Origin of the sequence: uncultured Amaricoccus sp., assembly GCF_937891315.1 — a bacterium.
In the GTDB taxonomy this organism is placed as follows: domain Bacteria; phylum Pseudomonadota; class Alphaproteobacteria; order Rhodobacterales; family Rhodobacteraceae; genus Amaricoccus.
This window is the reverse complement of record NZ_CALAGI010000088.1, coordinates 1-19,917: the sequence shown is the minus strand read 5'-3', so window position 1 is coordinate 19,917 and position 19,917 is coordinate 1. Positions and strand designations below refer to the sequence as shown.

Genomic DNA, 19,917 nt, shown 5'->3' with positions numbered 1-19,917 from the left:
GGAACGTGACAAAATACAAATTCCGGGGAGAACGCATGAAGTGGGGCCTTATCGGCGCGAGCACGATCGCGTCCGAACATGTCATTGGTGCCATCCGCGCGCAGGGCGGCGAGATCCTTTCGGTGCTGAGCTCGGACCCAGCGCGCGGCGCTGACTACGCGGCGCGGCACGGGATCGGACGCGCGACGGATGATCTGTCGAACCTGCTCGGCGAGGCCGGTCTCGACGCGGTCTACATCTCGACGACGAACGAGAAGCATCATTCCCAGGCGCTGGCGGCGATCGCCGCCGGCAAGCATGTGCTCTGCGAGAAGCCGCTTGCCATGACGCTCGACGAGGCGGCCGAGATGGCGCGGGCGGCCGATGCGGCCGGGCTAGTCTTCGCCACCAATCACCATCTGCGCAACGCCGGGTCGCACCTGGCGATCCGGGATCTGGTCGCCGCGGGGCGGATCGGACGGGTGCTGAGCGCGCGGGTCTTTCACGCCGTCCATCTGCCGCCGCATCTCCAGGGCTGGCGCATCAACGACGCGGGCGCCGGCGGCGGCGTGATCCCGGACATTACCGTGCACGACGCCGATACCATCCGCTTCTATCTTGGCGAGGATCCGGTCGAGGTGGTGGCGCTGGCCGGCGCCTCCGGCATGGGCGCGGGGGTCGAGGACAGCGTGATGTCGGTCTGGACCATGCCGTCGGGCGCCATGGTGCAGAGTCACGAGAGCTTCACCCATCCCTTCGCCGGCTCGGGCGTCGAGTTGCACGGCACGGAAGGCTCGATCTTCGGGCGCGGGATCATGACGCAGAAACCGCTGGGCGAACTCGATCTGGTCGACGCGGCCGGTCGCCACGCCGTCGCGTTCGATCGGCACGATCTCTACGCCCGTTCCGTCGCGCTCTTCGTCGAGGCCGTCGCGGGGCGCGGCCGGCCGGCGGCGGACGGGGTGGACGGGGTGAAGTCGCTGGCGGTGGCGCTCGCCGTCCGCGAGGCGGCGCGGACCAGGCGCGCGGTACGCGTCGACTACGCGGGGTTCTGAGATGGGTTCGAAGATCGTCACGGCGGCGGCGGCGGCGGCGCGGATCGCGGACGGGGCGGTGGTCACCGTCTCCTCTTCTTCCGGACTTGGCTGCCCGGATCGGGTGCTGGCCGCCATCGGCGCACGGTTCGAGGCCGAAGGGCATCCGCGCGATCTCACCACGCTGCATCCGATCGCGGCCGGCGACATGTACGGGATCAAGGGGATCGACCATATCGCCAAGGACGGCCTGCTCTCGACGGTGATCGCCGGTTCCTACCCGAGTGGCCCGTCGTCCCTGCCGATGCCCGAGATCTGGCGGATGCTGACCGAGGATCGGGTGGCGGCCTACAACGTGCCCTCGGGCATCCTCTTCGACATGCATCGGGACGTCGCAGCGCGGCGGCCGGGAGTTCTGACCCAGGTCGGGATCGACACCTTCGCCGATCCGATCCGCGAGGGCTGCGCGATGAACGCCGCGGCCGCGCGCCGCCCGATCGTCAAGCGCGTGGAATTCGGCGGCGAGACCTGGCTGCATTTCCCGAACATCGTCCCGGACGTCGCGATCCTGCGTGCCACCACGGCGGACGAGCGCGGCAATCTCACCTACGAGCACGAGGGCGCCTATCTCGGCGGGCTCGATCAGGCGATCGCGGTGCGCAACCACGGCGGGCTCGTCATCGCGCAGGTGAAGCGGGTGACGGCGGCCGGATCGCTGCGGCCGCATGACGTGCGGGTGCCGGGGCATCTCGTCGATCTGATCGTCATCGATCCTGATCAGCGCCAGACCACCGAGACGCTCTATGACCCGGCGATCTCGGGCGAGGTGATGCGCCCCTGGTCGAGCTTCAGTCTCGCCGAGCATGGAGTCGAGAAGATCGTCGCGCGCCGGGCGGCGATGGAGCTGAAGGACGGGATGACGGCCAATCTCGGCTTCGGCATCTGCTCGATGGTGCCGCGCATCCTGCTGGAGGAGGGTTGTCCGCGGGCGGTGACCTGGGCGATCGAGCAGGGGGCGGTGGGTGGCATGCCGCTGACCGGCTTCGCCTTCGGCTGCGCCTCGAACGCCGACGCCTTCATGCCGAGCCCGAGCCAGTTCACCTATTTCCAGGGTGGCGGGTTCGACGTGACTTTCCTGTCCTTTCTCGAGATCGACCTCGAGGGCAACGTCAATGTCTCGAAGCTCGGCAAGAAGCCCTATCTGACCGCGGGCTGCGGCGGCTTCGTCGATATCACGGCGCGGGCGCGCAAGATCGTCTTCGCCGGTCAGTTCGAGGCGGGGGCGGATCTCGACATTTCCGGCGGGCGCATTCGCGTGACGAAGCCCGGCAAGTTCCCGAAGATGGTCGAAAAGGTCGAGCATGTCACCTTCTCTGGCCGCCGGGCGCGGGAACTCGGGCAGGAGGTGCTCTATGTCACCGAGCGCTGTGTCATCCGGCTGACCGACGCCGGGCTCGTCGCGACCGAAATCATGCCGGGCATCGAGCCGGAGCGCGACATCGTCAAGGCCTCGCTCGGCCGGGTCAGCCTCGCGCCGGATGCGAAGGTGCTGCCCGGGAGCCTGCTCGCCACCGGTCCGATGGGCCTGCGGCTCGAACCGAAGCCGGCGCCGGTTCCGCGCGCGCACGGGCTGGAGCCGGTGAGGGTGGCGTCGTGAGCACGCTCCATCTGAGCGTCGCGGGCGCGGTGGCTGAGCTGCGGCTCGACAATCCGGCCAAACTCAATTCGCTGACGGTGCCGATGCTGGAGGCGCTCGACGCGCATTGCGCGACGCTGGAGCGGAGCGCCGAGATCCGCGTGGTGATCCTGACCGGCGCCGGCGAGAAGGCCTTCTGCGCCGGGGCCGACATCGGCGCGTGGGGACCGATGGCGCCGTTCGATTTCGCGCGCCTGTGGGTACGCGAGGGACATCGGATCTTCGACCGGCTGGCGCGCTTGGGCAAACCGACGATCGCCGCGTTGAACGGCCATGCCTTTGGCGGCGGGCTGGAGCTGGCCGCCTGCTGCGATATCCGGGTGATCACGCCGAAAGCGGCGCTGGCGCTGCCGGAGGCCGGGATCGGGATCGTGCCGGGCTGGTCGGGGACGCAGCGCGTCGCCCGGCTGCTGCCGGAGGCGGTGGTGAAGGAGATGGCGCTCTTCGGCCGGCGGATCGGCGCGGAGCGGGCGCTGGCGCTCGGTTTTGTCGCCGAGGTGGCCGAGGATGTCGGCGCGGCGGCGCGGGCCATCGCCGAGCGGGCGGTGAACCTGTCGCCCCGGGCGGTGGAGGTCGCGAAATACATGATCCAGGCGGGCGTCGGTGAGGATCGCGCGGCGCTGATCGAGGCGCTTGGATCGGGGATGATCGCGGCCAGCGCCGACCGGGCGGAGGGCGTCGGCGCCTTCGCCGAGAAGCGCAAGCCAGTGTTTTCGGGGAGGTGAGGGCGCATGGGCGTTGAGGGTCTGACGCTGGTCGGTGCACGCGGGGCGCCGGTGGTCGAGCCCTTCGCGGCGCGCCACCTGATCGCCGGCGCCTGGCAGGGCAGCGCCGACGGCGCCACCTTCGAACGGCTGTCGCCGGCGCATGGCGTTCTGGTGACGCGCGCGGCGAAGGGCGGCGCGGCGGAGACCGAAGCCGCGATCGCGGCGGCGCGGGCGGCGTTCGACGACGGGCGTTGGTCCGAACGGTCGGGCAAGGAGCGGGCGACCCTGCTGCTCCGGGTCGCGGATCTGATCGACCGGGAGCGGGAGCGGATCGCGCGGATCGAGACGCTGGAGGCCGGCAAGCCGATCGCTCAGGCCCGCGCCGAGATCGAAGGCGCGGCCGATCTCTGGCGCTACGCCGCGGCGCTGGCGCGGACCGTGGCGGGGGACAGCCACAACAGCCTCGGACCCGACATGCTCGGGCTGGTGCTGAAGGAGCCGATCGGCGTCGTCTCCATCATCTGCCCGTGGAACTTCCCGTTCCTGATCGCCAGCCAGAAATTGCCCTTCGCGCTCGCCGCCGGTTGCGCGGCGGTGGTGAAGCCGTCGGAGATGACGCCATCGACGACGGTGATCCTCGGCGAGCTTCTCGTCGAGGCCGGGCTGCCGGCCGGGGTTGTGAACATCGTGCTCGGCTATGGCCAGCCGGTCGGTGCCATCATGACCACCGACCCGAGGGTGGATATGGTGACCTTCACCGGCTCCACCGCGGTCGGCAAGGGGATCGTCGCGGCGGCGGCGCCGACGCTGAAGAAGGTGTCGCTGGAACTCGGCGGCAAGAACCCGCAGGTGCTCTTTCCGGACGCCGATCTCGACGCGGCGGTCGATGCCATCGTCTTCGGCGTCTATTTCAACGCCGGCGAATGCTGCAACTCCGGCTCGCGGATCATCGTTCACGAGGATATCGCCGAGGCGGTGACCGAGCGGGTCGTGGCGCTGTCGCGCAAGGTCACCTTCGGCGACCCGCTGGACGAGGCCACGAAAGTCGGCGCCATCGTCTCGCCGGAGCATCGGGCGAAGATCGACGCCTATGTGCGCGGCGCGGTCGCGGCGGGCGCGATCCTGCGCCTCGGCGGCGCGCCGCTGGAGGTGCCGGGGCTCGGCGGTCAGTTCTACCAGCCGACCGTGGTCGCGGGCGTCACGCCGGACATGGCGATCGCGCGCGAGGAGGTGTTCGGCCCGGTGCTCTCGGTGCTGACCTTCCGGACTATGGAGGAAGCGATCGCGCTGACCAACGCGGCGGCCTACGGGCTTTCGGCCGGGGTCTGGAGCGCGAATGTCCATACCTGCCTGGAATTCGCCCGCCGGGCGCGGGCCGGGACGGTCTGGACCAACAGCTGGATGGACGGCTTCGCCGAAATGCCGTTCGGCGGAATGAAGGAAAGCGGGCAGGGGCGGGAGCTCGGCCGCTACGGCCTCGAGGAATTCCTGGAAGTGAAGACGGTTCAGATGCGGATCGGAAGGACGCGCGCGCCCTGGGTGGCGCCGTCCGCCGCCGGCTGACCGGCCCGGAACAGACGACGAAGTCAACAGTGGAGGAAGACAAGAAATGACAAGAATGTTCGGAAGGACCGCCGGAGCCGTGGCGGCGCTGGCCCTCTCCGCCGGGGTGGCGGCGGCCGCCGACGTGGAGGTGCTGCACTGGTGGACCAGCGGCGGTGAGGCGGGCGCGCTCAATGTGCTGAAGCAGGATCTGGAGACGCAGGGCATCGGCTGGCAGGACATGCCGGTCGCCGGCGGCGGCGGCACCCAGGCGATGACCGTGCTGCGCGCGCGGGTGACCGCCGGCAACCCGCCGTCCGCTGTGCAGCTGCTCGGCTTCGACATCACCGACTGGGCCAAGGAAGGCGCGCTGGCCAATCTTGATTCCGTCGCCGGTCCGGGGGGCTGGGACGCGGTGGTTCCCGAGGCGTTGCAGAAATTCTCGAAATACGACGGCCATTGGGTCGCGGCGCCGGTCAATGTCCACTCGACCAACTGGGTCTGGGCCAACAAGCCGCTGCTCGACGAACTCGGCATCGCGCAACCGACGACCTGGGACGAGCTGGTCGCGGCGATGCAGAAGGTGAAGGACGCCGGCAAGGTCGCGGTCGCCCATGGCGGCCAGCCGTGGCAGGACGCGACGATCTTCGACGCGGTGGCGATGTCGACCGGCGGCCCCGAATTCTACCAGAAGGCCTTCATCGAGCTTGATCCCGCGGCGCTCGGCTCGGACACGATGAAGGAGACCTTCGACCGGATGACGGTGATCCGCGGTTTCGTCGATGACAACTTCTCGGGCCGCGACTGGAATCTGGCGAGCGCGATGGTCATCAACGGCGACGCGGCGTTCCAGTTCATGGGCGACTGGGCCAAGGGCGAGTTCCTGAACGCCGGCAAGGTACCGGACAAGGATTTCCTCTGCTTCCGCTTCCCCGGGACGGAACAGGAGGTGACCTTCAACACCGACCAGTTCGCGGTCTTCAAGCAGGGCGACGAGGTGAAGCCGGAGCAGGCGGCGCTGGTGACGGCGATCATGTCGCCGGAATTCCAGATCGCCTTCAACAAGGTCAAGGGATCGGTTCCGGCGCGGACCGACGTGTCGGTCGCCGATTTCGACGCCTGCGGCCAGAAGGCCTATGAGCAACTGAAGGCCGCCGCGACCTCCGGCAACCTCCTCGGCTCGATGGCGCACGGCCATGCCAATCCGGCGGCGGTGAAGAACGCGATGTACGACGTCATCACCGCCGAATTCAACGGCGAGTACGACGCCGCCACCGCGACGCAGGAGATGGTCAGCGCCGTCGAGCTGACCCAGTAAACCGACCTTCGCGGGGCGGATTCCGGTCCGCCCCAACCTCCCGGGGAGCGTCCATGTCACAGATCACCCACGCCCGAAGCGGCGGCCGGGACTGGCTGCGCGATGCGCTGCCGAAGCTGGTCCTGAGCCCGAGCTTCGCCATCGTGCTGATATTCGTCTATGGCTTCATCATCTTCACCTTCGTGCTGTCCTTCACCGACAGCAAGATCCTGCCGTCCTTCGGCTGGGTGGGCTGGCAGAACTATCAGCGGCTGTTCGGGCTGCGCGCCTGGGGGATCGCGGTGAACAACCTGATGATCTTCGGCACGCTCTATATCGTGATCTGCTGCCTGCTCGGGCTCCTGCTCGCCATCCTGCTTGACCAGAAGATCCGGGCGGAGGGGTTCATCCGTACCGTCTATCTCTATCCCATGGCGCTGAGCTTCATCGTCACCGGCACGGCGTGGAAGTGGTTTCTGGATCCCGGCATCGGGCTGCAGGCGGTGGTGCGGTCCTGGGGGTGGGAGAGCTTCACCTTCGAATGGATCAAGGATCCGAAGATGGCGATCTATACCATCGTCATCGCCGCCGTCTGGCAGTCGTCGGGCTTTGTGATGGCGATGTTTCTCGCCGGCCTGCGCGGCATCGACAACGAGGTGATGAAGGCCGCGCAGATTGATGGCGCCTCGACCTTCGCGCTCTATCGGCGGATCGTCATCCCGCAGCTCCGGCCCGCCTTCATGTCGGCCTTCGTCGTGCTCGCCCACATGGCGATCAAGTCCTACGACCTTGTCATCGCCCTGACCGGCGGCGGTCCGGGGACGGCGACCGAGCTGCCGGCGACCTTCATGTATTCCTACACCTTCACGCGCAACCAGATGGGCATCGGCGCCGCCTCGGCCACGATCATGCTGATGTCGATCGCGGCGATCATGGTGCCGTTCATCTGGTCCGAACTCCGGGAGAAGAAGTAATGGCTGCCGCGGCTGCTCCTACGTCGACCGCGGGCGAGGCCCAGGTCATTCGCACCGGCGCCGGCGCGCGCTTCGTGATCTATACGCTGCTGGCTTTGTTCTGTCTCTATTACTTGCTGCCGCTCTATGTGATGGTGGTGAATTCTCTGAAGCCGCTCTCCGAGATTCAGGCGGGCGGCATGATGGCGCTGCCGAAACAATGGACCGTCGCGCCCTGGGGCTCGGCCTGGTCGACGGCGCAGATCGGGGTGGCCCAGACCGGGCTCCGGCCGTTCTTCCTCAATTCGATCCTTATGGTGGTGCCCGCCGTCGCGCTCTCGACCGTGCTCGGCGCGCTCAACGGCTATGTGCTGACCAAATGGCGGTTCCGGGGTGACACGCTGGTCTTCGGCCTGCTGCTCTTTGCTTGCTTCATCCCGTTCCAGATGGTGCTGATCCCGATGGCGCGGATGCTCGGTCTCATGGGCCTCGCCGGAACGGTGCCGGGCCTCATCTTCGTGCATCTCGTCTACGGGATCGGCTTTTCTACCTTATATTTCAAGAACTACTACCAGCAGTTTCCGACCGAGCTGGTGCGGGCCGCGCAGATCGACGGGGCGGAGTTCTTCACCATCTTCCGGCGGATCATGCTGCCCTCGTCGGGGCCGATCGCGGTGGTCTGTGTCATCTGGCAGTTCACCAACATCTGGAACGACTTCCTGTTCGGCGCCTCCTTCTCCGACTTCGACAGCCAGCCGATGACGGTCGCGCTCAACAACCTCGTCCAGTCCTCGACGGGGGTGAAGGAATACAACGTGCATTTCGCGGGCGCGATCATGGCCGCGCTTCCCACCCTCCTCGTCTATGTCGTGGCCGGGCGGTACTTCGTCCGCGGGCTGATGGCGGGGTCGGTGAAGGGGTGATGGAAATGGCAGGGAGATCAATGGTTAACGGGAAAAACCTCGATGCACATCCTATGCGCAAAGCATGCACGGCGCGTATTCCAACCAAAACGCTCGGGATTGAATCGTTAACGCCGGCCGGCCGATCGGCCGAGGGAGACAGGTGATGGGTTTTCTCGACATCAAGCGGGCGACCAAGAGCTACGGCGCGGTCAAGATCCTGCACGAAACCGATATCTCGATCGAGGAGGGCGAATTCCTCGTCCTCGTCGGACCCTCGGGCTGCGGCAAGTCCACTTTGCTCAACATGATCGCGGGGCTGGAGGAGGTCACCTCCGGCGAGATCGCCATCAAGGGCCGGTCGATGAACGGCGTCCGGCCCGCCGAGCGCAACATCGCCATGGTGTTCCAGTCCTACGCGCTCTACCCGAACATGAATGTCGGGCAGAACATCGTCTTCGGGCTGGAGATGCATGGGGTGCCGAAGCCCGAGCGCGAAAAGGCGATGAACGAGGTCGCCGACCTGTTGCAGATCCGGCACCTGCTCGACCGCAAGCCCGGCCAGCTCTCGGGCGGCCAGCGCCAGCGGGTCGCCATGGGCCGGGCGCTGGTGCGCGATCCCGACGTGTTCCTGTTCGATGAGCCGCTGTCGAACCTCGACGCCAAGCTGCGCGTCGACATGCGGACCGAGATCAAGAAGCTGCACCAGAAGCTGAAGACGACCATCGTCTATGTCACCCACGACCAGATCGAGGCGCTGACCCTCTCGACGCGGATCGCGGTGATGTTTGGCGGGCATGTCCAGCAGCTCGGGACGCCGAAGGAGATCTATGACACGCCGGCCAACATGTTCGTCGCGGGCTTCATGGGCTCGCCCTCGATGAACCTGTTTCCGGCCAAGGTCGCGGTGGAGAACGGCCGGGCGGTGGCGCGGGTGACGATGGCGGACGGCGCGACGGCGGCGCTGCCCTTCGCGCCCGACCGCTCGCTCGTCGCGCATGACGGGCGCGACGTCATCCTCGGCATCCGGCCGGAGGCGATCACCGACGAGGACGGCGCGGACCGCAAGAGCCACGCGATCCATCGGCTGGACGCGCGGATCGAGCTCACCGAGCCCGCCGGTTCGGACACCTTCGTCATGACCCATATCGGCGGCAAGGCGGTGACGGGGCGGTTCCGCGCCGATGTGGACGCCCGGCCGGGCGAGGTTTTCCCGTTCGCCATCAATATGGAAAAGGCCGTCGCCTTCGATCCTGTCACCGAGGCGCGGATCGGCTGAGGCGCGGCCCGCGGGGGCCTTTTCCACCGCGATCACTCATACAGGTTTGACCCAATGGAACCCGACATCGTCATCATCGGCTCCGGCATCGGTGGGGCCACGCTCGCGGCGGCGCTCGCGCCCACCGGCCGCCGCGTCGTGATCCTGGAGCGCGGGCGGCGGCTGGCCGACTGTCCCGAAGCGCGGGACGACAAGGCAATCTTCGGCCGGGGGCATTTCCGGCCGGATGAAATCTGGTTCACGCCCGAGGGCGCGGCCTTCAACCCCGGCAACTACTATTATGTCGGCGGCAATTCGAAGTTCTATGGCGCCGTGCTGATCCGCTACCGCGCCGAGGATTTCAGCCCGCTGCGCCACAGGGGCGGCACCACGCCGGGCTGGCCGATCAGCTATGACGCGTTCGAGCCCTGGTATCAGGCGGCGGAGGAACTCTATCAGGTGCGGGGCGACGCCGGGCAGGATCCGAGCGAGCCGCGGCATTCCGGCGCCTATCCCCATGCCCCGGTGCCGGACGAGCCGGCAATCGCCGATCTGCGCGCCCGCCTGCGGCGGGTCGGGCTGCGTCCCGCCTCGCTGCCGCTCGGGGTCGATATCGCGCGCTGGCTCGACCGGGCGCGCACGCCATGGGACGCCTTTCCCGACACCACGGGCGCGAAGATGGATGCCGAGACCGTCGGTATCGCGCGGGCGCTCGCCCATCCCAACGTGACGCTGGAAACCGGGGCGCTGGCGACGCGGCTGGTCGCCGGGGCGGACGGCCGGGTGACGGCGGTCGAGTATGTAAAGGACGGCGTTCCGGGCCGGATCACCGCGCCGCTCGTGGTTCTGTCGGCCGGCGCGGTCAATTCCGCCGTGCTGCTGCTGCGCTCCGGCCTTGCCAACCGCTCCGATCAGGTGGGGCGCAATTTCATGAACCACAACAGTTCCGCGGTGCTGGCGCTGCATCCGCTGCGCCGCAACGACGCGATCTATCAGAAGACGCTGATGGTCAACGATTTCTACCTGACCGGCGGCGTGGATGGCACGCCGCTCGGCAATATCCAGCTGCTCGGCAAGATCTCGGGGCCGATCCTCGCCGCCACCGCCCGGCTGCCGGCGCCGCTCGCGAACTGGGTCGCCAGCCATGCGATCGATCTCTATGCGATGAGCGAGGATCTGCCCGATCCCGCGAGCCGGGTGACGCTGGCGGGCGAGCGGATCGTGCTCGACTGGCGGCGCTCGAACTGGGCGGCGCACGAGGCGCTGGTGACAAAGCTGAAGGGGCTGCTGCGCCGCGCGGGCTTTCCGATCGTGCTGTCGCGGGCGTTCGACCGGCGCACGCCGTCGCATCAGTGCGGCACGGCGCGGATGGGGCGGGATCCGGCGACCAGCGTGCTCGACATCTTCTGCCGCGCGCACGACCACCCGAACCTTTTCGTGGTGGATGCGAGCTTCCTGCCGACCTCGGCCGCGGTGAACCCGGCCCTGACCATCGCGGCGCAGGCGCTCAGGGTGGCGGATCACATCACGAGCCGGGATCTCGGGGCGTGACCCGGGTCGCGCTCGTCACCGGCGGACAGCAGGGTATCGGCCTCGGCGTCGCGGCGGCGCTCGTCGGCGCCGGGTTCTCGGTCGCGCTGGCGGCGGAGGTGGCCCCGGAGACGCCGGCGGTCGGCGCGGCGCTGGCGGCACTGGGCGAGGCGGCGCGCTACTTCCGGCACGACCTGCGCGACGTGGCGGCGGCGCCGGAATTGCTGGACCGGATCGCCGCCGAGATGGGGCCGGTCTCCTGCCTCGTCTCCAACGCCGGCGTGCCCTCGCCGGCGCGCGGCGACATGCTGGACGCGACGCCGGAGAATTTCGACTTCGTGCTGTCGGTCAATCTGCGCGGCGGCTTCTTTCTGGCGCAGGCGGCGGCGCGGCGGATGCTGGCGCTGCCCGCCGCGCCCTATCGCTCGATCGTCTTCATCACCTCGGTCAGCGCCGGGATGGTTTCGGTGGAGCGGGCCGACTACTGCGTTTCCAAGGCCGGTGCCGCGATGATGGCGCGTCTGTTCGCGGCGCGGCTGGCGGCGGAGGGGATCGGCGTCTTCGACCTGCGCCCCGGCATCATCGCGACGCCGATGACGGCGGGCGTCCGCGACCGGCATTCCGCGCGGATCGCCGACGGGCTGGTGCCGGCGGGCCGCTGGGGCGAGCCGTCGGATATCGGCGCGGCGATCCTGCCGCTGGTGCGCGGCGACATGGCTTTCGCCACCGGGGCGGTGATCCCCGTCGATGGCGGCCTTTCCATCGCGAGGCTCTGATGGCCGAAGGGTTCGATTTCGTGATCGTCGGCGGCGGTTCGGCCGGGTGCGTTCTGGCCGCGCGGTTGAGCGAGGAGGCGTCCGCCACCGTGCTGCTGCTCGAAGCCGGGGGGACCGACCGGCACCCGTTCTACCACCTGCCGGCGGGTTTTGCGAAAATGACCAAGGGCATCGGCTCCTGGGGCTGGCAGACGGTGCCGCAGCGGCACATGAAGGACATGGTGATCCGCTATACCCAGGCGAAGGTGATCGGCGGCGGCTCGGCGATCAATGCGCAGATCTACACGCGGGGCAACGCGCTCGACTATGACGAGTGGCGGCAGATGGGGTGCGAGGGCTGGTCCTACGAGGATGTGCTGCCGTATTTCCGCAAGGCCGAGGACAATGACAGCTGGGACGACCGCTATCACGGGCGGGGCGGGCCGCTGGGGGTTTCGCGGCCGGCGGCGCCGCTGCCGATCTGCGAGGCCTATTTCGCCGCCGCCGGCGCGCTCGGCATTCCGCGCAATCTCGACATGGCGGGGGCGCGGCAGGACGGCGTCGGCTACTACCAGTTGACGCAGCGCGCCGCGCGGCGGTCCTCCGCGGCGATGGCCTATCTGGCGCCGAACCGGCACCGCCCGAACCTGACGGTGCGCACCGGCGCGCAGGTCCGGCGCCTGCTGGTCGAGGGCGGCCGCGCGGTCGGGGTCGAGATGATGGACGGGGCCCGGATCACGGCGGCGCAGGAGGTCATCCTCTGCTCGGGCGCCATCGGCTCGCCGCGAATGCTGATGCTGTCGGGGATCGGGCCGGCGGATCATCTGGCCGAAGTCGGGGTGAAGCCGGTCTTCGACCAGCCGGGGGTGGGGTCGAATTTCCAGGATCATCTCGATCTCTTCGTGATCTGCGAGGTGACGGGCCCGCATACCTATGACCGCTATGCCCGGCCGCTCTGGTCGGCCATGGCCGGGCTGCGCTACCTCGCGACGCGGGGCGGGCCGGTGGCTTCGAGCCTCTTCGAGACGGGGGGGTTCTGGTACGCGGATCGCGACGCGCGCTCGCCCGATATCCAGTTCCACCTCGGGCTCGGCTCGGGGATCGAGGCGGGGGTGGCGGCGATGCCGAACGGCGGGGTGACGCTGAACTCCGCCTATCTGCGGCCGCGTTCGCGGGGGACGGTGCGACTGGCCAGCGCCGATCCGGCCGCCGCGCCGCTGATCGATCCGAACTACTGGCAGGATCCGCGCGACCGCGAGCTGTCGATCGAGGGGCTGCGGATGGCGCGCGAGATCATGGCGCAGGCGCCGCTCAGGCCCTTCGTGCTGGCCGAGCGGCTGCCGGGGCCGGAGGTTCGGACCGAGGCGGATCTGATCGATTATGCCTGCCGGCATGCCAAGACCGACCATCATCCGGCCGGAACCTGCCGGATGGGGGCGGATCCGGGCGCGGTGGTCGATCCGCGGCTGCGCTTCAACGGGATCGCGCGGCTTCGGGTGGTCGATGCCTCGATCATGCCGGCCGTCGTCTCCTCCAATACCAACGCGCCGACGATCATGATCGCGGAAAAGGCCGCCGACATGATCCGCGCCGACCAATGAAGGCCCGGCTGATGAAGGACTGTGCCATGCGCCTGCCGACCTATGACGGAACCCTCGAACCCTATGCCCCGACGGGCGAGCCGCTGGTCCCGCGCCCGCCACGCGTGCCGCTGACGCGGACCGCCTTCGCCGCCGCGCACCTGGTCTCGGACCCGATCGCCGAGCGCGCGCCCTGGGAAGGGCGGCCGGCGGTCGACTGGGAGAACACGCTCGGCTTTCGGCGCTGGCTCTGGGATCAGGGGCTCGGCCTGGCCGAGGCGATGGACACCGCGCAGCGCGGCATGGGCGTCGACTGGCCGACCGCGAAGGAGCTGATCGAGCGCACCATGGTCGAGGCCAGGGCGCATCCCCTGAAGCCGCGCGTCGCCTGCGGCGCCGGCACCGACCAGCGCGCGGCCGGTGAGATCACCGACGAGGCCGGGCTGATCGCCGCCTATTCCGAACAGATGGAAGCGATCGAGGCGGCCGGCGGACAGGTGATCCTGATGGCGTCGCGCGCCTTTCCCGCGCTGGGGGCCGATGCCGAGACCTATGCCCGCGTCTATGGCCGGCTGCTGGATCAGGCGCGGGCGCCGGTGATCCTGCACTGGCTCGGCGACATGTTCGACCCGGGCCTCGCCGGCTACTGGGGTTCGGCGCATGTGCCGACCGCCTCGGAGACGGTGCTCGGCATCATTCGCGACAATGTGGCCAAGGTCGACGGCATCAAGATCTCGCTGCTCGACCAGTCGCATGAGGAGGCGTTCCGCGCCCGGCTGCCGGAGGGTGTCCGGCTCTATACCGGCGATGATTTCAACTACGCGGCGCTGATCGAGGGTGACGGGACGCGTCACAGCCACGCGCTGCTCGGCGCCTTCACCGCGATCGCCCCGGCGGCGGTTCAGGCGCTGGAGGCGCTGGCGCTGGGCGACCGCGCAACCTACCACGCGCTCCTCGCGCCGACCGTGCCGCTCAGCCGCGAGATCTTCAAGGCGCCGACCCGCTTCTACAAGGCGGGTATCGCCTTTCTGGCCTGGCTCAACGGCGCGCAGAGCCATTTCATCATGCCGGGCGGCTTTCAATCCTCGCGCGAGATCACGCATTATGCCGAGGTCTTCCGCCTCGCCGACCGCGCACGCCTCCTGAGCCGCCCCGATCTCGCGGTCGAGCGGATGACACTGCTCGCGCGGTTGCACGGCCTGGAATGAGGTTCTGGCGATGAACAAGCGGCCGACGATCGTCGATGTGGCGCGTCACGCGGGTGTCTCGAAATCGACGGTCTCGAACGTCCTGCAGAACAGTCCCCTGGTGAAGCCCGCGACGCGCGCGGTGGTCGAGCGGGCGATGATCGATCTGAACTATGTCTACAACCGCTCGGCCGCCAACCTGCGCGGCGGCGATGTCGGGCTGATCGGCCTCGTCATCAACGACCTGCGCAACCCGTTCTTCACCGAGTTCGCGGCCAGCGCGCAGATGAGCTTCGCCAGCCGCGGCTATGCCACGGTGATTGCCAATACCGACGAGGATCCGGCGCTGCAGGCGCGGGTCATCGCTTCGATGATCGAGCATGGCGTCTCGGGGTTCCTGATCTCGCCCACCTATGTCGATGAGCCGCGGGCGCTGGAGAACGTCTGGCGCGCCGGGATTCCGGCGATGCAGGTGCTGCGCCGGATCGATGCGCGGACCGATATCTTTCCCTTCGCCTCGCTCGACTACGCCGTCGGCGGCCGGCTGGCGACACGGCATCTGATCGCGCAGGGCGCGCGGCGCATCGCCTTCGTCGGCGGGATCGCCGATCGCCCGGTGACGCTGGAACGGGTGGCCGGCTATCTCGAAGTGATGCGCGAGGCCGGTCTGGCGCCGAGGGCCTTCCACGGCCGGCCGTCGCGCGCCTTCGGCCGCGACATCGCGCTGCGGCTCGCGGCGGCGGCGCCCGAGGTGGAGGCGGCGGTCTGCTTCAGCGATCTCGTGGCGCTCGGCATGCTCGCCGGCTTCGCCGAGGCCGGAGTTCGGGTCGGCGAGGAATTCCGGCTGGTCGGGTTCGACGATATCGAGGAATGCGCCCTGACCTGGCCGCGGCTCTCCTCGGTGCGCTGCGACGTCGCCCGCTTCGGCCGCCATTCCGCCGAGGCGATGCTTGCCTGGCTCGAGACCGGCGCCCGCCCGCCGGAATGCCATCTCGCGCCCGTCGAGATGATGGCCCGCCACTCCAGTCTCGGCGGCTGAGGGTCGCGGGTCTCTCCCGGCACTGCATATGAGAACTATTCTCATCGGAAATCAGAGACTTGCGCCCTGTCGCCCCGGCGGCTAGAGCAATATCCAACCAGACGGAATCGTCTGGTGGCCAAGAGATTGCGCCAAATCAAGACTCTGGAGCGGACGAGCCGGCTCTGCCGGATCGGACGCCGCTCCAGGGGACGGAAAGGGCGGACGGCAGGGGATTCCCCATGAGCACGACTTTCAGGATCGCGGCGGGGAGCATCGCCGTCGGGCTGCTGGTGCTCGGGATCAAATATGTCGCCTACCGCGTGACCGGATCGGTCGCGCTCTATTCCGACGCGCTGGAGAGCCTCGTGAATGTCGCGACGGCGGTCGCGGCGCTGATCGCCGTGCATCTCGCGGACCAGCCGGCCGACAGCAATCATCCCTACGGCCATTCCAAGGCGGAATATTTCAGCGCGGTGCTGGCCGGAACGCTGATCATCGTCGCGGCGATCCTGATCCTTCGCGAGGCGTGGGCGGCGATTCAGGCACCGCGTGCGATCGAGGCGCCGGCGCTCGGGCTCGCGATCAGCGCGGTCGCCAGCGTGATCAATGGCCTCTGGAGCCGAACCCTGGTCACCGTCGGCCGCCGGGCACGCTCGCCGGCGCTGGTCGCCGACGGACGGCATCTGATGTCGGACGTCGTGACCTCGGTCGGGGTGGTGGTCGGCATCGCGCTCGCGGTCCTGACCGGCTGGGCGGTACTCGATCCGGCGCTGGCGGCGCTGGTCGCGGTCAATATCCTCTGGTCGGGCTGGAGCGTGATCCGCGAGTCGCTCGGCGGGCTGATGGACGAGGCGGTGCCGAAGGAGCGGCTGGCCGAGATCAAGGAGGTGATCGCGCGCGAAGCCGACGGTGCGATCGAGGCGCATGATGTGCGAACCCGCAACGCCGGGCGCCGGGTCTTCATCGAATTCCATCTGGTGGTGCCGGCCGCGATGACGGTCTCCAGGGCGCACGAGATCTGCGACCGCGTCGAGATCGCGTTGAAGGAGACGGTGGAGGGCGCCTCCGTCACCATCCATGTCGAGCCGGAGTACAAGGCCAAGCACAACGGCGTGCTGGTGATCTGAGGGTTTGTTTCATACGAACTCCGACCGATCGGCTCGGTCCCTTGTCCCGGAAAGACTCCTCGGACCGGATCAGGCGACAGTCCAGTGGACTGTCGACCCGGGACGTTGGCCTTCGACCAGTCGAAGGCCAAGGGGCCGTCCGATTTCTACGAGAGACGGTAATCAGGCCGCGCCTGACTGGCTGGCGCGGAAACGCGCCTGCCGGGGGCAGGCAGGCGCGGCCTGATTTGTGTACCCCAAATCAGGCAGGAAACAGCAAGACCATCCCCGAGCCGAGCAGCCGCAGTTCGTCTCGGGCGCGACCCGGCTCAGCGCCGGCCGGCGCGCCGCGACTGGCGCCCGGCGCGGCCGGGGTCGTTGTCGAAGAGGGCGGCCAGCTGTTCGGTCATCGCGCCGGCGAGCTGCTCGACGTCGGTGATGGTGACCGCGCGGCCGTAGTAGCGCGTGACGTCGTGGCCGATGCCGATGGCGATGAGCTCGACGAGGCGCCGGCGCTCGATCATCGCGATCACGTCGCGCAGATGCTTTTCGAGATAGTTCGCCGGATTGACCGACAGCGAGGAATCGTCCACCGGCGCGCCGTCCGAGATCACCATCAGGATCCGCCGCGCCTCAGGCCGCGCGACAAGGCGCCGATGCGCCCATTCCAGCGCCTCGCCGTCGATATTCTCCTTCAGCAGCCCTTCCTTCATCATCAGTCCGAGATTGGGGCGTGCCCGGCGCCAGGGCGCCTCGGCGGACTTGTAGATGATGTGGCGCAGGTCGTTCAGGCGCCCGGGCTGGACCGGCCGCTGCGCGGCGAGCCAGGCCTCGCGGCTCTGGCCACCCTTCCAGGCGCGGGTGGTGAAGCCGAGGATCTCGACCTTGACCTGACAGCGTTCGAGCGTCCGCGCCAGAACGTCGGCCGAGATGGCGGCGATCGAGATCGGTCGGCCGCGCATCGAGCCGGAATTGTCGAGCAGCAGCGTGACGACGGTGTCGCGGAACTCGGTATCGCGCTCGCGCTTGAAGCTGAGCGGCGTCATCGGGTTCGCCACGACCCGCGCCAGCCGTCCGGCGTCGAGAGTGCCTTCCTCGAGATCGAACTCCCAGGCGCGGCTCTGCTGCGCCTGCAGCCGGCGCTGCAGGCGGTTGGCAAGACGCGAGACGGCGCCGCGCAGCGGCTCGAGCTGCTGGTCGAGATAGGCGCGCAGCCGGTCGAGCTCGGCCGGATCGGCCAGATCCTCGGCGGCGATCTCCTCGTCGAATTTGGTCAGATAGACCTTGTAGGCGGGGTCGGCGTCGGAATGCGGCGGCGGCGGGCGATGCTCTGGCGGCTCGCCGTCGCGCATGTCGACCTCGTCGGCCAGATCGGAATCGTCGGCGTCGCCGACGTCGGCCCGCATCTGCTGGGGTTCGCCATTCTGGTCGGACGGCGCCTCTTCGGAACTCTCCCGCTGGTCGGACTCCTCCTGGTCCTCGCCGCCGGTCGAATCCTCGCGCGCGTTTTCCTCCTCGCTGTCCTCGGTCTCCTCCTCGAGATCGTCGGCGTCCGGATCCTCGCCGAGCTGGTCGCCATAGCCGAGATCCTCGATCACCCGCCGGGCGAAGCGGGCGAAGGCCTGCTGGTCGTCCAGCACGGTTTCGAGATCTTCGAGCGTGTCCCTGGCGCGACCCTCCAGATGGCCGCGCCAGAGGTCCATCACGTTCTGCGCGCCGCGCGGCAGGTCGCGGCCGGTGGCGAGGTGGCGCACGAGATAGCCCGCCGCCTGCGCCATCGGCGCCTTGTTCGGATCGGTGATCTCGGCATAGCCGAGACGGCGGGCCTCGTCGGCGATCCTCGCGTCGATATTGCCCGCGGTGCCCGGCATGACCCGCGCGCCCATCGCCTCGCAGCGCGCCGTCTCCATGCTCTCGAACAGCGCGGCGGCGACGTCGCCCGAGGGCGCGTAGCGGCGGTGCGTGGCGTCGTCGTGGTAGCGCAGGCGCAGCGCGTAGGAATCCGCCGTCCCGCGTGCCAGCATCACCTCGTCCCGCGTCATGCGGCGCGTGACCTGGGGCAGGCGCATGGTCGCGTTCGAGCAGCCCGGCGGATCGACCGAGAAGGCGACGGTCAGTTCGGCCTGACCGGCCATCGCCTTGGTGGCTTCGGCGAGCGCCTTCTTGAACGGCTCGGCTGGATTGTCGGGCGGCTTCGTCATGCCTTGGTGAAAGCACGCGGGCGGACCGCGTGCAAGCCCGCCACGGCGCCCTCGCGATCGGCATAGGCGCGGCGGGCGGTCTCGATCCGCCCGGCGTTCTCGATGGTCCAGGCGGCGAGCGCGCCGACCGGCACGAGCAGGCCGCGACCGAGGTCGGTCAGGGCATATTCGGTCTGCGGCGGCGTGGTCGGCGAGACGGTGCGGACGACGAAGCCGTCGCGTTCCAGCCCGCGCAGGGTGCTCGTCAGCATCTTCTGCGAGATGCCGCCGATATGGCGGCGCAAGGCGTTGAATCGCATCGGGCTTTCCCCGAGCACACGCACCACGAGCACGGTCCATTTGTCGCCGACGCGCGCCAGCAATTCGCTGATCCGGGCGCAGGCCGCGGTTTCCTCGGCGTCACCTAGTGGCAAATTCGTGCCCCCTTGCGCAATTCCACCGGAACGTTAGTGCCTGCGGTATCGTTTTGATACCAGGATCACAAGGAGACTTCCATGGCAAAGCCCCGCATAGCGGTGATCATCGGCTCGACCCGCGCCGCGCGTTTCGGCGACAAGCCGGCGAAATGGATCTTCGATCTCGCCGCCCAGCGGAGCGACTGGGAGGTCGAGCTCGTCGATCTGCGCGATTTCGACCTGCCGATGTTCGACGAGGCGGCCTCGAACGCGTGGGTGCCGAGCAAGGACCCGCGCGCGGTCGCCTGGCAGAAGAAGCTTGCGACCTTCGACGGCTTCATCTTCGTCACCGCCGAATACAACCACTCGGTTCCCGGCGTGCTGAAGAACGCGCTCGATCAGGCCTATGTCGAGTGGGTGCGCAAGCCGGCGGCGGTCTTCGGCTATGGCTCGATGGGCGGCGCGCGCGCGGCCGAGCATCTGCGGATGATCGCGATCGAGTTGCAGATGGTCCCGACCCGCTTCGGCGTTCATATCGGCGGCGGGGATTTCTTCCAGCTGTATCAGGGCAAGGCGACGCTGGCCGATATCGAGGAGCATATCCTGCCCGCGGCCAAGGCGATGCTCGACGATCTCGACTGGTGGACCCGCGCCACCATGGCCGCCCGCGCGGCCTGATACGGCGTCCGCCTCCGGATCGGGATGTCTTCGCGGACCGCCCTTAGGGGGCGCCAGTGGCGCGCCCGCGGTCCGCGCGCCCGGAGCAAGCTTGCG

At 68.6% G+C, this 19,917-nt stretch carries 17 protein-coding genes; 15 read left to right on the top strand and 2 right to left on the bottom strand.

Annotated features, from left to right (window positions below; genetic code table 11):
* Nucleotides 1-35: 35 nt before the first annotated feature.
* The 14 genes from Q0480_RS07980 (at nt 36) to Q0480_RS07915 (ending at nt 16,568) form a co-directional block, all read left to right on the top strand.
* Nucleotides 36-1,034, top strand: coding sequence for a Gfo/Idh/MocA family oxidoreductase (locus Q0480_RS07980; protein ID WP_299131895.1), 999 nt, complete (start codon nt 36-38; stop codon nt 1,032-1,034).
* 1 nt (nt 1,035) lies between these two features.
* Nucleotides 1,036-2,670, top strand: a complete 1,635-nt coding sequence (locus Q0480_RS07975) for an acyl CoA:acetate/3-ketoacid CoA transferase (RefSeq protein ID WP_299131894.1) — start codon at nt 1,036-1,038, stop codon at nt 2,668-2,670.
* Nucleotides 2,667-3,434 (top strand): enoyl-CoA hydratase/isomerase family protein, encoded by a 768-nt coding sequence (locus Q0480_RS07970; RefSeq protein WP_299131893.1) that lies wholly within the window; start codon nt 2,667-2,669, stop codon nt 3,432-3,434. The genes Q0480_RS07975 and Q0480_RS07970 overlap by 4 nt, the downstream gene beginning before the upstream one ends.
* 6 nt (nt 3,435-3,440) lie before the next feature.
* Nucleotides 3,441-4,979: an aldehyde dehydrogenase family protein gene (locus Q0480_RS07965; protein WP_299131892.1), complete on the top strand. Its 1,539-nt coding sequence runs from the start codon at nt 3,441-3,443 to the stop codon at nt 4,977-4,979.
* A 46-nt stretch (nt 4,980-5,025) separates the two neighbouring features.
* Entirely contained in the window at nt 5,026-6,276 is a 1,251-nt protein-coding gene (locus Q0480_RS07960) for an ABC transporter substrate-binding protein (RefSeq protein ID WP_299131891.1), read from the top strand.
* A 53-nt stretch (nt 6,277-6,329) separates the two neighbouring features.
* Entirely contained in the window at nt 6,330-7,229 is a 900-nt protein-coding gene (locus Q0480_RS07955; RefSeq protein WP_299131890.1) for a carbohydrate ABC transporter permease, read from the top strand.
* The gene (locus Q0480_RS07950; protein WP_299131889.1) at nt 7,229-8,131 is read left to right on the top strand and encodes a carbohydrate ABC transporter permease; all 903 of its coding nucleotides are present in this window, start codon (nt 7,229-7,231) and stop codon (nt 8,129-8,131) included. Before Q0480_RS07955 ends, Q0480_RS07950 begins: the two co-directional genes overlap by 1 nt.
* 145 nt (nt 8,132-8,276) lie before the next feature.
* Nucleotides 8,277-9,389, top strand: coding sequence for a sn-glycerol-3-phosphate ABC transporter ATP-binding protein UgpC (gene ugpC, locus Q0480_RS07945; protein WP_299131888.1), 1,113 nt, complete (start codon nt 8,277-8,279; stop codon nt 9,387-9,389).
* 54 nt (nt 9,390-9,443) lie between these two features.
* Nucleotides 9,444-10,919 carry a GMC family oxidoreductase gene (locus Q0480_RS07940; protein ID WP_299131887.1) on the top strand — a complete coding sequence of 492 codons (1,476 nt, stop codon included), beginning with the start codon at nt 9,444-9,446 and terminating at the stop codon, nt 10,917-10,919.
* Nucleotides 10,916-11,674, top strand: coding sequence for a 3-ketoacyl-ACP reductase (locus Q0480_RS07935; protein ID WP_299131886.1), 759 nt, complete (start codon nt 10,916-10,918; stop codon nt 11,672-11,674). The genes Q0480_RS07940 and Q0480_RS07935 overlap by 4 nt, the downstream gene beginning before the upstream one ends.
* On the top strand, nt 11,674-13,254 hold the full coding sequence (locus Q0480_RS07930; RefSeq protein WP_299131885.1) for a GMC family oxidoreductase N-terminal domain-containing protein: 1,581 nt from the start codon (nt 11,674-11,676) through the stop codon (nt 13,252-13,254). The genes Q0480_RS07935 and Q0480_RS07930 overlap by 1 nt, the downstream gene beginning before the upstream one ends.
* Nucleotides 13,255-13,265: 11 nt before the next feature.
* A complete protein-coding gene (locus tag Q0480_RS07925; protein WP_299131884.1) occupies nt 13,266-14,441 on the top strand; it encodes a dihydrodipicolinate synthase family protein in 1,176 nt (391 codons plus the stop codon).
* Between the two features lie 10 nt (nt 14,442-14,451).
* A complete protein-coding gene (locus Q0480_RS07920) occupies nt 14,452-15,459 on the top strand; it encodes a LacI family DNA-binding transcriptional regulator (protein WP_299131883.1) in 1,008 nt (335 codons plus the stop codon).
* A gap of 221 nt (nt 15,460-15,680) precedes the next feature.
* A complete protein-coding gene (locus tag Q0480_RS07915) occupies nt 15,681-16,568 on the top strand; it encodes a cation diffusion facilitator family transporter (protein WP_299131882.1) in 888 nt (295 codons plus the stop codon).
* Between the two features lie 308 nt (nt 16,569-16,876).
* On the opposite strand, the gene cobT is transcribed toward Q0480_RS07915, so the two are convergent.
* Nucleotides 16,877-18,748 carry a cobaltochelatase subunit CobT gene (gene cobT, locus Q0480_RS07910; protein WP_299131881.1) on the bottom strand — a complete coding sequence of 624 codons (1,872 nt, stop codon included), beginning with the start codon at nt 18,746-18,748 and terminating at the stop codon, nt 16,877-16,879.
* Nucleotides 18,745-19,161 (bottom strand): helix-turn-helix domain-containing protein, encoded by a 417-nt coding sequence (locus Q0480_RS07905; protein WP_299131880.1) that lies wholly within the window; start codon nt 19,159-19,161, stop codon nt 18,745-18,747. Before Q0480_RS07905 ends, cobT begins: the two co-directional genes overlap by 4 nt.
* 81 nt (nt 19,162-19,242) lie before the next feature.
* Between Q0480_RS07905 and Q0480_RS07900 the strand changes: the two genes are divergently transcribed.
* Complete coding sequence (locus Q0480_RS07900) at nt 19,243-19,821, top strand: NAD(P)H-dependent oxidoreductase (protein ID WP_299131879.1); 579 nt, start codon at nt 19,243-19,245, stop codon at nt 19,819-19,821.
* Nucleotides 19,822-19,917 lie beyond the last annotated feature (96 nt).

Bases quoted from the DNA above. Each gene is read 5' to 3' on its own strand.
- Q0480_RS07980 (WP_299131895.1), top strand. From the start codon at position 36: ATGAAGTGGGGCCTTATCGGCGCGAGCACGATCGCGTCCGAACATGTC.
- Q0480_RS07975 (WP_299131894.1), top strand. From the start codon at position 1,036: ATGGGTTCGAAGATCGTCACGGCGGCGGCGGCGGCGGCGCGGATCGCG.
- Q0480_RS07965 (WP_299131892.1), top strand. From the start codon at position 3,441: ATGGGCGTTGAGGGTCTGACGCTGGTCGGTGCACGCGGGGCGCCGGTG.
- Q0480_RS07960 (WP_299131891.1), top strand. From the start codon at position 5,026: ATGACAAGAATGTTCGGAAGGACCGCCGGAGCCGTGGCGGCGCTGGCC.
- Q0480_RS07955 (WP_299131890.1), top strand. From the start codon at position 6,330: ATGTCACAGATCACCCACGCCCGAAGCGGCGGCCGGGACTGGCTGCGC.
- Q0480_RS07950 (WP_299131889.1), top strand. From the start codon at position 7,229: ATGGCTGCCGCGGCTGCTCCTACGTCGACCGCGGGCGAGGCCCAGGTC.
- ugpC (WP_299131888.1), top strand. From the start codon at position 8,277: ATGGGTTTTCTCGACATCAAGCGGGCGACCAAGAGCTACGGCGCGGTC.
- Q0480_RS07940 (WP_299131887.1), top strand. From the start codon at position 9,444: ATGGAACCCGACATCGTCATCATCGGCTCCGGCATCGGTGGGGCCACG.
- Q0480_RS07930 (WP_299131885.1), top strand. From the start codon at position 11,674: ATGGCCGAAGGGTTCGATTTCGTGATCGTCGGCGGCGGTTCGGCCGGG.
- Q0480_RS07925 (WP_299131884.1), top strand. From the start codon at position 13,266: ATGAAGGACTGTGCCATGCGCCTGCCGACCTATGACGGAACCCTCGAA.
- Q0480_RS07920 (WP_299131883.1), top strand. From the start codon at position 14,452: ATGAACAAGCGGCCGACGATCGTCGATGTGGCGCGTCACGCGGGTGTC.
- Q0480_RS07915 (WP_299131882.1), top strand. From the start codon at position 15,681: ATGAGCACGACTTTCAGGATCGCGGCGGGGAGCATCGCCGTCGGGCTG.
- cobT (WP_299131881.1), bottom strand. From the start codon at position 18,748: ATGACGAAGCCGCCCGACAATCCAGCCGAGCCGTTCAAGAAGGCGCTC.
- Q0480_RS07900 (WP_299131879.1), top strand. From the start codon at position 19,243: ATGGCAAAGCCCCGCATAGCGGTGATCATCGGCTCGACCCGCGCCGCG.